The following is a 13,421-nucleotide window of genomic DNA, read 5'->3' as shown; positions in this document are numbered from 1 at the left end:
ATCTATTTAAACTTTGAAAGGATTCGAGGAGGATTATCATGAAAGCAGCCGTATTAGGCGTAGGCGGTGTTGGTCAAGTATTTGCTTCCGAAATAGTAAAAGCTGATTATTTAGATCAATTATTGCTCGGAGATATTATCACTGAGGGTGCAGAAAAATTAGCCGGAAAACTTCGCAGGAAGACGAAAGCAGAAATCGTTGTCAAAAAAATCGATGCAGGTAAAGTTGACGAGATTGAAGAAGCCCTTCGCGACATTGATGTCGTATTGCATGCGGGGCTGCCGGCGTTTAACTTCAATATCATGGAAGCTTGTGCAAGGACGAAAACAAATTATATTGATATGGCTTGTGCCAGCCCACAAGGCCTTAAAGAGCAGCTGCAATGGAATGGCAGATTCAAAGCTGCGGGCATTCTGGGCATTATGGGTCTTGGCTGTGATCCAGGTTTTTCTAATATTGCGGCGAGATATGCTGTTGATCAAATGGATCAAGTCGATGAAATCTTAATTCGCGACGGTGATAACTCTAAAATTGACTATGAAGGATTTTGCTCGCTATTCAGTCCGCAAACAGCTATTGAAGAATGTTTGGCAAAGCCAAATTACTGGACTGCTGACAAAGGATTGGCCTTTTTCTCAAAACCTTTTGCTAATAAGGAGACTTTTGAATTTCCAGAGCCTATTGGACCGTTAGAGTGCTACAGCGTTGAACATGAAGAAGCAACAACATTAGGCGACACAATCGGAAAAGCCAAAGGCTGTAAATATGTTGATTTTAAATATGCGCTGGCCCCTGAATTTGTCAACACAGTTAAGGCGATAGGCTATCTTGGTTTAGACAGCGACAAAGATATTAATATTAAGGGTACAAAGGTTGTTCCAAAGGATGTTGTCGTCGCCAACATGCCAAAGCCAACTGAACTCGCTGGAAAAGTTCATGGCTATTCTTGCATTGGCGCTGTTGTAAAAGGAATAAAAGAAGATAAGAAGAAAGAATTATTTGTGTATACGATGGCAAATCATGATGAAATCTACGAAAAAACAGGATATCAGGCAACGGTGTGGCAAACTGGGCTTCCGCCGGCTGTAGCTGTTGATCTTCTTGCTCAAGGCAAATTACAAGCCAAAGGCTGTATTCCTCCAGAATTAATTGACCCCGTCCCTTTCTTAACCCGCTTGAAAGAAAGAGGCATGTATTGGGACGTTATAGAGAAAACTTCTCCGGTACCGCAAATGGCGACTGTGTAGAGAGTTTATATTCGGAATTTTCAGTGCCGGGGTTTCCCCGGCTTCCTGTATAAAAAGGTGTAAAAAACATTTGCCGGAAAATAAAACAACTTAAAGATGATTAATTTTAGAAGGCATATAGGGATCATAAATGGATTATTGTGAATTGAGGGGGTGGCCATTGAAGTGATATATCAAAATCAAAGGCGTGAATGGGAGGTTGAGAAATTAATTGTTCGAAGCCGATTATTCCATATCCTCTTTAGAATTAAGAAAGTCAAACGATTATACTATGAAAATCTCCAAGGAGGAATACCATGAAGGTTGCCGTATTAGGCGTAGGCGGTGTCGGTCAGGTATTTGCTGCTGAAATGGCAAAGGCTGATTATCTGGATCAGCTGTTGCTTGGGGATATTGAAACAAATAAAGCGGAAAAACTTGCAAAAAAGCTCCAGCATCAAACAAAGGCAGACATTTTGGTCAAAGAAATTGATGCCAGCAGCGTTCGCATGATGGCAGAGGCATTTAAAAATATTGATGCGGTTTTGCACGCAGGCCTTCCAGCTTTTAATTTAAAAGTCATGGAGGCATGCTTACAAACAAAAACCAATTATATTGATATGGCATGCCATACGACAAAAGAACTTAAAGAACAGCTCAATTGGGACAAAAAATACAAGGAAGCAGGGATTCTAGGGATATTGGGCCTTGGCTGCGATCCGGGTTTTTCAAATATTGCGGCAAGGTATGCTGTCGATCAGTTAGATACTGTCGATATGATTTCCATTCGTGACGGGGATAATTCTAAAATCGATTATGATGGCTTTTGTTCATTATTTAGTCCGCAAATTGCTATTCAAGAATGTTTGGCGAAACCCAATTATTGGACGTCCGAAAAAGGCGAGGCAACTTTTCCGGCATCGTTTTGGAATAAGGAAAAGCTTGAATTTCCTGAACCGATCGGTTTGTTAGATGCTTACAACGTGGAACATGAGGAAGTTGTCACGCTTGGCGAAACGATCGGTAAGCCAAAAGGCTGCAAATACGTTGAATTTAAATACGTATTAAACCCGGATTTTGTTAACACAGTTAAAGCTATTGGCTATCTCGGCTTAGACAGTAACAAAACAATAGATGTTAAAGGCGTCAACATTTGCCCGCGGGACGTTGTCGTTGCAATGATGCCCAAACCGGACGAACTTGCCGGGAAGATTCATGGTTATTCATGTATCGGAGCGTTTGTAAAAGGAACAAAAAATGATAGAAATAAAGAATTTTATGTTTATACCATCGCTAACCACGATGAAGTCTATAAAAAGACAGGGTTCCAAGCAACGGTTTGGCAGACGGGCATACCTCCGGCGGTTGCTGTTGATCTGTTGGCAGAAGGCCGTTTAAAAGAAAAAGGATGCATTCCTCCCGAATTAATAGAACCAAAACCTTTCTTAAAGCGGTTAAAAGAACGGGGCATGAATTGGGATATTATTGAGAAAACGGCGCCGCAAGCAACAAAGGCAGTCTAAGAAACATAGATTAATCAAAATAAAATAGGTGTCCTGCTCCGGACGCCTATTTTTATCATTTTTCCCATTCAATTTTGTTGTCAATCTTACATCATTGAATTTAAGGCTTTAAAATGAAGGCTTCAGATTAAGAGTATAAAATGATAAGTCTGTGGATGATAAAGGGGAAACAAAAGCAGACGGAGAAGTAAGAGATATAAGAAGGAGGAGAGTTTATCAACGAAAAGAATGACCTTAACGGGACCTCTGTTCATTAATTATCGTTTCAATTGGAGCAAACAGTCGACCGGCATTTATAGACGGCATTTTTTTATTTTCTTGAAGGGGGATCATAACATGAGCACTTTGCCAAAAGCGGATATCGTATTGTCAAGTGATGCCATATTTACAGGATTGTCTGATGAACCATTTAATGGGTCAATAGCTATAAAAGATAAATACATTGTTGCCGTCGGCTCACAGGAAGAAATAAAAGCATATATAGGCCCTGGGACAAAAGTTTATGAATTTGGTGATCAGCTCATCATGCCTGGTTTTCAGGATTTTCACATCCATTTATTCCTAGGCAGTCTTGCAGAAGAGAGTGTTTCATTGAAAACAGCTAAGTCGGAAAATGAAGCCGCAGAAATGGTCAAAAAATTTGCCGATACCAGACCGAATGATCAATGGATATTCGGGTTTGAGTGGTATCACATATATTGGGATAATAAAAAATTGCCTCACCGTTCATCCCTTGACCGCCTGATCCCGGATCGCCCTGTGCTTCTCTTGAATGCTGAATGTCATGGGGCTTGGCTGAATAGTAAAGCCCTGGAAACATTGGGTATTGATAAAAATACGCCTAGTCCTCCTTACGGTGAAATTGTAAAAGATGAGCATGGCCATCCGACTGGTTTTCTTTATGAAACAGCAATGAAACTAGCAGAAAAGGCATTTCATAGTATTCCGAAGGCTCGTAAAGCTTCGCTGCTTCAAAGCTTTCTAGATAAAGCGGCCCGCCTCGGAATAACAACGGTTAGCGACATGCTTCCGTTGCCTGGGCTTGAATTAGGTGATCTTGATCTCTATAAAGCATTTGAACAGCAAAATAGATTAACCGCACGGATACAATTTTTATCAATTTTAGATGGGAATCTAGAACGTCCCAAGTATTTAAGGGAGACTTTCAATTCGGATAAACTTAAATTCTCAGGGCTTAAACAATTTTTGGACGGCGTACCTATAGCTTATACAGCATATCTTGTTGATCCTTACAACGATCGCAAAGATAGTAAAGGAGATACGCTTATCCCAAAAGACGTTGTAAAAGATTGGGTCGTCAAGGCAGATGCAGAAGGATTTCGGATTCGCCTGCATGCTTGCGGAGATGGGGCGGTAAGGTTAGGGCTAGATTGTTTTGAAAAAGCAAGGAAAATAAATGGCGCAAGGGACTCCCGGCATACGATTGAACATATTGAAGTGATTCACCCGGATGATATTGACCGGTTTTCTGAATTAGGAGTCATTGCATCCATGCAGCCTGAGCACTTGGCGGCAGCCGAAACATTTTCAGACAATCCCTATCTCAGCCGTTTAGGAAAAGACCGAGAAACTTTTACTTGGTCCATTAAGACATTACAACAAAGAGGAGCCACTATGGCGTTCGGTTCTGACTTTCCGGTTGTAGATTTAAACCCAATGATTGAAATATACAGGGCTGTTACAAGAGTTTTTAATGACGGAGAACCGGAGGGAGGATGGAATCCGGAGGAAAAGATTTCACTGGCGGAAGCATTGCGCAATTATACGTCAGGTTCTGCCTATGGGGGTTTCCGGGAGAAAGAATTGGGCACTTTAGAAGAAGGGAAGCTTGCCGATGTTATCGTCCTAGATCGGAATCTATTTAATGTACCTGCAAAAGAAATAAGAGATGCAGCGGTATTAATGACCATTATGGATGGAAAGGTAGTGTTTGAGAGTTCAAAAGAATCAGCTTCTATCAAGTAATAGCGCATGATGCTTATGAATTCAATAGAGATAATAGATGATAGCCATGTTATTCCTCATTCGCACATGAAGAGGAGAACGTGGTTTTTTATTGTTACTAAAAAAATTTTAAATATAGTCATTGTTCAGCTTAATGTCTAATATCTTAACTAAAAAAGGGTGGCCAAGTTTATGTTCAGATTAATCAACTGATGAATCTGATTAATCTCATTTGGGGGTGTGTCCAATAAAATCAATGATTTCAATTGATTAACAAATTTAAGCAGGAGGGTTAATAGTGAGTGATAAAGTAAAAATCGGCTTAATTCAAGCTTCGCATGATGTCGATGGTCAAGAACCGGTTAATGTGCACAAAGAAAGCGCTGTCGAAAAACATTTAAAGCTCGTGCGCCAGGCGAAAGAATCCGGTGCACAAATCATTTGTTTGCAAGAAGTGTTTTTTGGCCCTTATTTTTGTGCGGAACAAAATACGAAATGGTATGAATCGGCAGAAGAAGTTCCGAATGGCCCAACGACTAAATTGTTCCAAGAGCTGGCCCGTGAACTCGAAACGGTTATGATATTGCCTGTTTATGAAAGAGAAGGGATTGCGACTTACTATAATACAGCAGCTGTTATTGATGCTGACGGCTCGTACCTCGGAAAATATCGCAAGCAGCATATTCCGCAAGTAACAGTCGATAAGGAGGGGCACGGATTTTTAGAAAAGTTCTATTTTAAACCGGGGAATCTTGGATACCCGGTGTTTGACACAGCGTTTGCGAAGGTGGGGGTCTATATTTGTTATGACCGTCATTTCCCTGAAGGAGCCAGATTGCTGGGGCTAAATGGAGCGGAAATTGTTTTTAATCCGTCTGCAACAGTGTCTGGATTGTCTGAATATCTGTGGAAGCTGGAACAGCCTGCACATGCCGTCGCTAACGGTTATTACCTTGCAGCGATAAACCGTGTCGGCGTAGAGCCGCCTTGGAATATAGGGGAATTTTACGGCCAATCATATCTTGTTGATCCGCGCGGCCGTTTTGCAGCTATGGGGAGCCGTGATAAGGATGAAGTAGTCATTGGCGCAATGGATAAAAACATCATAAGGGAAGTCAGAGATACATGGCAATTTTTCCGCGATAGAAGGCCTGAAACCTATCATGATATGACAAGCCTTATTCCTTAATTTTAATTGAAACAGGAGGGTTCGGATTGAGTCATAAATCTATGCCAGCGACGGTATATACAAATGAACTGGAAAGCAACTTTAAAGAAACGGCACCCCCTTTAAGCGCTCAAGAGGCATTAGAAGAAGCCCATCGCTGTCTTTATTGTTATGATGCGCCTTGTATTAATGCCTGCCCGACTGGAATAAATATCCCTTCTTTTATAAAAAAAATAGCAACGGGAAATTTAAAAGGTTCAGCAAAAATCATTATGGAAGCTAATCCGGTTGGCGCAAGCTGCGCGCGTGTTTGTCCAACAGAGGAATTGTGTGAAGGGGCGTGCGTGTTAAATCATTCCACAAAGCCGATAATGATCGGTGATCTGCAGCGTTATGCGACTGATTGGGCCATGAAAAATAAGCAGGTGCTGTTTCAATCAGCAGAGAGAAGCGGTCACAGCGTTGCGATTATTGGCGGCGGCCCAGCAGGGTTATCAGCCGCAAGAGAGCTCGCCTTGCTGGGACATCAAGTGACGATTTTTGAAGCAAAAGAAAAAGCGGGGGGACTGGATACATACGGCATTGTCCCTTTCCGTCTGCCGAAAGAAATTTCTTTATGGGAAGTCAAACAAATTGAAAGTCTCGGCGTCGAGATTCGGACTAATATGAAGGTCGGAAGCGATATTTCAGCTGAAGAAATCATAAACGATTATGATGCTGTGATTTTGGCGGCAGGGATGTCAAAGGTTCCAAAGCTTGGGATTAAAGGAGAAGAACTTAAAGGCATATATGATGCAATTGAACTCGTAGAGGAAGTAAAGACAAAAGGCCCGCAGCATTTGGCAAAGCATTTTGCCGGAAAACGCGTGGTTGTCATCGGTGCGGGCAATACAGCGATTGATGGGGCAACTTGTTCGGTGAGGCTTGGTGCTGATCATGTCAAAATATTATACCGGAGAAGCCGCGAAGAAATGACTGCCTATGATTTTGAATATGAATTTGCAAAATTGGATGGTGTTGAATTTAGATGGCTAACGAGTCCAAAAAAGATCATTGGCGGCAAAGACGGCCGGGTCAAGCAATTGGAATGTGTCCGGATGTCCTTAGGTGAGCCGGGGGAGGACGGAAGGCGCCGGCCGGTTGAAATAACAGGTTCGGAGTTCCTTATGGATGTTGATATTATTGTTAAAGCCATTGGCCAAACACGTCTGATAAGCTTAATCGAGTCGTTTGGCGTCGAACATGAAAACGGGGTTGTGAAGGTCAAGCCAAACAATTATCGAACATCGCATCCAAAAGTTTATGCTGCCGGCGACATGATTTTTGGCAGAGGCAATGGGGAAGCGATGGTCGTATCGGCAGCCCAGCAAGGAAAAGAAACGGCATCGGCTGTTCATAGCAGTTTAGAAAAATTAAAGTCAAAAAATATATAAGGGACGATGAAATCTTAAAAGTATTTTTAGGAGGATAAGCATGGCAGATTTAAGCATTGACTTAGCAGGCATTAAATCGCCAAATCCATTTTGGCTTGCATCTGCACCGCCGACTAATTCAGGCTATCAAGTACAGAAGGCTTTTGAAGCGGGATGGGGCGGCGCTGTCTGGAAAACACTTGGCGAACCGATTTTAAATGTCACTTCGCGTTTTGCAGGATTTCATTTTAATGGCCAGCGAATGGCAGGGTTTAACAATATCGAATTAATTACCGACAGGCCTATCGACGAAAATCTAAAAGAAATCTATGAAACAAAGAAACGGTTTCCTAACCATGCTGTTGTCGCGTCATTAATGGTTGAACCGAAAAGGGATAAATGGCACGAGATTGTAAAAAGGGTTCAGGATGCAGGAGTGGATGGCTTTGAGCTTAATTTCGGATGTCCGCATGGAATGTCTGAAAGAGGCATGGGGTCAGCTTCAGGCCAGCATCCGGACTTGGTAGAAAAGCAAACGATGTGGGTCAAAGAGGCAGCGGAAGTCCCGGTGATTGTCAAACTGACGCCTAATATTACGGATATCACTGTGACTGCAGCGGCAGCTGTTCAGGGCGGGGCTGATGCGGTAAGCATGATTAACACGATTAATAGTTTGGCAGGGGTCGATCTTGATACATGGGAAACGATTCCGAGTGTGGCGGGAAAAGGGGCGCATGGCGGGTATTGCGGACCTGCGGTTAAGCCGATCGCCCTTAATATGGTTGCGGAATGTGCCAGACATCCGAAAATTAATGTACCAATTTCCGCTATTGGCGGCATTTCTACATGGCAAGATGCCGTTGAATTCATGTTAATGGGCGCCTCCGGGGTTCAAGTATGTACAGCTGCCATGCATCATGGGTTTAGAATAGTCGAGGACATGATCGACGGCTTAAATCACTATTTGGAAGATAAAGGGCTGACGTCTGTCAATGAACTTACCGGCAAGTCCATTCATAGATTTACGAATTGGGGCGATCTTGATTTAAATTATAAACGCGTTGCCCGGATAAACAATGATGTGTGCATTAACTGCAATAAATGCTACATTGCATGTGAAGATACTGCTCACCGGTGCATTGATATGTTAACGGACAATAACGGCAGCAAATATTTAAAAGTTCGGGAAGAAGAATGTGTCGGCTGCAACTTATGCTCAATTGTCTGTCCTGTTGAAGGGGCCATTAATATGGCAGAACTTCCGCAGACGCTCCCTTCAATGACTTGGAACGAACGGCAAAAGGCGATTCAAGATCCAGTTTATTAAAGATGAATGAAAATGGGGGTTTTTTACATGAAAAAGATAATAAAAAATGGAACGGTCGTCACTGCGGCTGATACTTATCAAGCCGATATTTTAATAGAAAATGAAAAGGTAAAGAGCATTGGCGATAACTTATCTGATCCTGAAGCAGACATTATTGATGCCAAAGGCATGTATGTGTTTCCGGGCGGCATAGATCCGCATACCCATATGGAAATGCCGTTTGGAGGTACAGTGACAAAGGATGATTTTGAAACAGGAACCATTGCGGCGGCTTACGGGGGAACAACGACAATCATTGACTTTTGCTTGACTGATAAAGGGAAACCGTTAAAAAGCGCCATTGAAAAATGGCATAAGAAATCCAATGATAAGGCGGTTATAGATTATAGTTTTCATTTAATGATCAGCGAAACGAATAATAAGGTTTTAGAAGAATTGCCTCGCGTCATTGAAGACGAAGGCATCACATCCTTTAAAGTATTTATGGCTTATAAAAATGTTTTTCAGGCGGATGATGAAACATTATTCCGTACATTAATAACAGCTAAAGAGCATGGAGCGCTCGTGATGGTTCATGCTGAAAACGGCGATGTGATCGAACATTTAACGAAGAAAGCATTGGAGGAAGGCCGCACCGAACCGATTTATCACGCGTTAACGCGCCCAGCGGAAGCGGAAGGAGAAGCAACTGGACGGGCAGCCAAATTAGCGGGATTAGCCCATTCTCAGCTGTATGTTGTTCATGTCACATGCCAAGAAGCTGTTGAACAAATCGCCGAAGCGCGCAGCAAGGGTTACCAGGTTTGGGGGGAAACATGCCCGCAATATTTAGTTCTTGATCAATCTTATCTCGAAAAACCTGATTTTGAAGGCGCCAAATATGTATGGTCTCCGCCATTAAGAGAGACATTTCACCAGGATGTGTTATGGCATGCGCTAAAGAGCGGTCAATTGCAAACGATCGGATCAGATCACTGCTCGTTTGATTTCAAAGGGCAAAAAGATCTTGGAAAAGATGACTTTACGAAAATTCCAAACGGCGGTCCGTTTGTCGAAGACCGGGTCAGTGTTCTCTTTTCAGAAGGCGTGAAAAAAGGCCGGATAACACTTAATGAATTTGTAGATCTCATTTCAACAAGGGCGGCAAAACTTTTCGGTTTGTTTCCGAAAAAAGGAACAATTGCCCCAGGGAGCGATGCAGATATCGTTATTTTTGATCCAAATGTTAAAAGAACAATTTCCGCTCATGCTCATCATATGAATGTCGATTACAGTGCACTTGAAGGCATGAAGGTTACCGGAGAACCTGTCACCGTTCTTTCCCGAGGGGAGTATGTCATTCGCAGCAAACAATTTGTCGGCAAACCCGGCTGGGGGAAATATTTAAAACGCGCGCGGTTCAACGCTGGCTTAGAAAACAAAAAACAAACATCAGCCTCCAATAAATACATTTATTAATCAATTGGTAATCAAAGAGACGTTAAGAGGGAGGTCTTTGCAAATGTCAACATATAAAAAATATTTAGAAGAAAAAAAGAAAATTGATTTGCTTTTTCAAGATGGCTATGCCATTCGGAAGGTAACAGAAAAGCTGGACGGGGACCTTGTAGAATTTCAAAAAGGCCAGACGCTGAAAACGCTGTTTATTCAAAATCCAGAAGCAAGAAAATACTTTTCATCCGCTATTTTAAAACAGAAGTAAGCTGACATTGACATGTTTGTTTAAAAAAATCCTCTGAGTTTTAACTTTTTGTCTAATGCTTTGATGTTCTTTTAGGTTTATACTAATTAAAGGAGCTTAAATATTTATAATATTCGATCGAAAGGGGAGTTTTCGTGACAGTAACAACATCTAAGGTAGAAACATTGAAAAATTTCATCAATGGCAAGTGGGTTCCTTCAAGCGGATCAGACATTCAAGATGTTCCAAATCCTGCAACTGAGGAGATCGTTGCACGGGTGCCGATATCAACTTCTGATGATGTAAATAAGGCGGCAGCTTCTGCGAAAGAAGCGTTTAAGACATGGTCCAAAACGCCTGTGCAAAAACGCGCGCGCATTCTATATCGTTTCCATCACCTTCTAATGGAAAATCAAGATGATCTGGCCAATATGATCACACGTGAAAACGGCAAAAGCATCAATGAAGCTTACGGCGAAGTTTTGCGCGGGATTGAATGTGTTGAATTCGCCTGCGGAGCACCAAGCTTGATGATGGGGGATTCGCTGTCGACAATCGGTCCTCATATTGATTCGGAAATGTATCGTTATCCTCTTGGCGTCGTCGGCGGCATTACGCCATTTAATTTCCCGATGATGGTGCCGTGCTGGATGTTTCCGCTTGCGATTGCATGCGGCAATACATTTGTTCTAAAGCCTTCGGAACGGACACCGGTCTTGGCCAATCGGCTTGCGGAGCTGTTGAAAGAAGCAGGGCTTCCGGACGGGGTCTTTAACATTGTTCACGGCGCCCATGATGTTGTTAACAGTCTCATTGAACACAAGGATATCAGAGCTGTATCTTTTGTCGGTTCCCAGCCTGTTGCAAAGTATGTTTATGAAAAAGCATCTTCGTTCGGCAAACGCGTTCAAGCACTGTCAGGCGCTAAGAATCACCATGTCGTGATGCCGGACGCTGATGTGGAACAAGCGGCTGACAGCATTATCAGCTCCGCATTCGGAAGCGCAGGACAACGTTGTATGGCGTGCAGCGCAGTCGTTGTTGTCGGGGATGGCGAGAGGTTTGTTCAAACATTAAAGCAAGCCGCTGATGAAATGAAAATGGGGAACGGCATAGATGAAAACGTGGTGCTAACGCCGGTGATTCGCGGCTCTCAGCGCCAAAGAGCTGTCAGTTATATAGAAAAAGGCCTTGAAGAAGGGGCAGAATTAATCCGCGACGGCAGAAAAGACATGGAGAACTTTGACAAAGGTTATTTTCTTGGTGCGACGATCTTTGATCATGTCAAGCCGGACATGTCAATCGGCCGCGATGAAATCTTTGCTCCTGTTCTGAGTCTCTATCGCGCAAAGGATTTGGATGAAGCCTTAGACATTGTCAACCGATCGCAGTTTGGCAATTCAGCTACCCTTTATTCAAATGATGCAAAAGCAATCAGGCAATTCCGTGAAGAGGCGGAACCGGGCATGCTTGGGGTCAATGTCGGCGTGCCAGTGCCTATGGCCTTCTTCCCATTCTCCGGTGCCAAAGACTCATTTTATGGAGATTTGCATACAAACGGCAAAGATGGCGTTGAATTTTATACGAGAAAGAAAATGTTTACAACAAAATATTAAAATTGGAGGTGACTGATCATGGCAATTAATGTTAAAAACGACTTGCTGAAGAAAGATGAAAAATACGTTTGGCATGCGATGAAAGGCTGTAACGAGAACGGTGCATCTCTGTTAATAACGGAAGCCGACGGCGCTTGGATAACCGATGCGGACGGCAATAAGTATTTGGACGGCATGTCAGGATTATGGTGCGTCAATGTTGGATATGGACGTCAGGAGCTGGCGGAGGCCGCTTATGAACAACTAAAAACCATGCCGTATGTTCCAATGTCGAACACCCATGAACCTGCTATAAATCTCGCTGAAAAGTTGAATGAATGGCTAGAAGATGACTATGTGATTTTCTTCTCGAACAGCGGTTCCGAAGCAAATGAAACGGCCTTTAAGATCGCGCGGCAATACCATCAGCAGAACGGTGAAGGCGGACGCTACAAATTCATTTCCCGATATAGGGCTTATCACGGCAATTCAATGGGGGCGCTGGCCGCGACTGGCCAGGCGCAGCGAAAGTTTCGTTATGAGCCGCTGGGCCAAGGATTTATACATGTTTCGCCGCCTGATGTATATCGTTCTCCTTATTCAGGGTCTTTAGAAGCGATCGGCCAGGCTTATGCGGACGAAATTGATCGGGCCATCACTTGGGAATTTAACGAAACGGTTGCCGGCGTCATTATGGAGCCGATCATTACCGGAGGCGGCGTGATTGTACCGCCGGAAAATTATTTGCCGCGAGTTAAAGAAATATGTGAGCGTCACGGCGTGCTCTTAATCATTGATGAAGTGATTTGCGGTTTCGGACGCACCGGGAAAAAATTCGGTCATATGAACTACGGTATAAAACCGGATATTGTAACGATGGCCAAAGGCTTGACGAGCGCGTACTTACCGTTATCGGCAACCGCGGTTAAACGGGGAATTTTCGAAAGGTTTAAAGAAACGGAAGATTACAACCGCTTCCGCCATGTTAATACGTTCGGCGGCAATCCGTCAGCGTGCGCTTTAGCATTAAAAAACCTTGAGATTATGGAAAACGAACGGCTGATTGAGCGTTCAGCAGAACTTGGAGAAAAATTAGCGAATGAAATGGCCATTTTAAAAGAACACCCAAATGTTGGCGATATTCGTTCCAAAGGATTGCTAATGGGCATAGAACTCGTAGAAAACAAACAGACGAAAAAGCCGGCTTCGCTAAAAGTGGTTAACCAAGTGATAGCCTCTTGCAAAGATAAAGGACTGATTATTAGCAAAAACGGTGATACGGTTGCCGGTTTCAATAATATCATTACACTGTCGCCTCCGCTCAGCATGACTGATGATGATTTTGCTTTTCTTGTAAAAACTTTAAAAGAATCCTTTGAAAATATTTAAAAAGCTTGCCGGCCAGGCAAGCTTTTTTTTGGGCTCTATCATATTTGTTGGGGTATGAGAAAAATTAAAACAAAAAAATACACGCAAGCTCCTTAATCCTTTACACTTGAATTGACGAGAAACAAGAAAAGAATA

The 13,421-nt window shown here is 42.9% G+C and carries 10 protein-coding genes; all 10 read left to right on the top strand.

Annotated features, from left to right (window positions below; genetic code table 11):
- The first annotated feature begins 38 nt into the window (after nt 1-38).
- The 10 genes from JOD45_RS12040 to JOD45_RS11995 all read left to right on the top strand — a co-directional run bounded on the left by JOD45_RS12040 (nt 39) and on the right by JOD45_RS11995 (nt 13,286).
- Complete coding sequence (locus JOD45_RS12040; protein ID WP_205004144.1) at nt 39-1,247, top strand: saccharopine dehydrogenase family protein; 1,209 nt, start codon at nt 39-41, stop codon at nt 1,245-1,247.
- A gap of 296 nt (nt 1,248-1,543) precedes the next feature.
- Nucleotides 1,544-2,749, top strand: a complete 1,206-nt coding sequence (locus JOD45_RS12035) for a saccharopine dehydrogenase family protein (RefSeq protein WP_205004143.1) — start codon at nt 1,544-1,546, stop codon at nt 2,747-2,749.
- Nucleotides 2,750-3,085: 336 nt separating this feature from the next.
- Nucleotides 3,086-4,735: an amidohydrolase gene (locus JOD45_RS12030; protein WP_205004142.1), complete on the top strand. Its 1,650-nt coding sequence runs from the start codon at nt 3,086-3,088 to the stop codon at nt 4,733-4,735.
- Between the two features lie 277 nt (nt 4,736-5,012).
- Nucleotides 5,013-5,903, top strand: coding sequence for a nitrilase-related carbon-nitrogen hydrolase (locus JOD45_RS12025; RefSeq protein WP_205004141.1), 891 nt, complete (start codon nt 5,013-5,015; stop codon nt 5,901-5,903).
- Nucleotides 5,904-5,944: 41 nt separating this feature from the next.
- Nucleotides 5,945-7,315, top strand: a complete 1,371-nt coding sequence (locus JOD45_RS12020; protein WP_205004181.1) for an NAD(P)-dependent oxidoreductase — start codon at nt 5,945-5,947, stop codon at nt 7,313-7,315.
- Nucleotides 7,316-7,355: 40 nt separating this feature from the next.
- Nucleotides 7,356-8,621: an NAD-dependent dihydropyrimidine dehydrogenase subunit PreA gene (gene preA, locus JOD45_RS12015; protein WP_205004140.1), complete on the top strand. Its 1,266-nt coding sequence runs from the start codon at nt 7,356-7,358 to the stop codon at nt 8,619-8,621.
- A gap of 27 nt (nt 8,622-8,648) precedes the next feature.
- Nucleotides 8,649-10,079, top strand: a complete 1,431-nt coding sequence (gene hydA / locus JOD45_RS12010; RefSeq protein ID WP_205004139.1) for a dihydropyrimidinase — start codon at nt 8,649-8,651, stop codon at nt 10,077-10,079.
- A 43-nt stretch (nt 10,080-10,122) separates the two neighbouring features.
- Complete coding sequence (locus tag JOD45_RS12005; RefSeq protein WP_205004138.1) at nt 10,123-10,323, top strand: hypothetical protein; 201 nt, start codon at nt 10,123-10,125, stop codon at nt 10,321-10,323.
- A gap of 134 nt (nt 10,324-10,457) precedes the next feature.
- Nucleotides 10,458-11,918, top strand: a complete 1,461-nt coding sequence (locus tag JOD45_RS12000) for a CoA-acylating methylmalonate-semialdehyde dehydrogenase (RefSeq protein ID WP_205004137.1) — start codon at nt 10,458-10,460, stop codon at nt 11,916-11,918.
- 18 nt (nt 11,919-11,936) lie between these two features.
- Nucleotides 11,937-13,286 (top strand): aspartate aminotransferase family protein, encoded by a 1,350-nt coding sequence (locus tag JOD45_RS11995; protein ID WP_205004136.1) that lies wholly within the window; start codon nt 11,937-11,939, stop codon nt 13,284-13,286.
- Nucleotides 13,287-13,421: the final 135 nt, after the last annotated feature.

The sequence above is a fragment of the Scopulibacillus daqui genome (genome assembly GCF_016908855.1).
GTDB lineage: Bacteria > Bacillota > Bacilli > Bacillales > Sporolactobacillaceae > Scopulibacillus_A > Scopulibacillus_A daqui.
The sequence above is the reverse complement of the archived record's forward strand: the minus strand, read 5'-3'. Positions and strand labels throughout refer to the sequence as shown.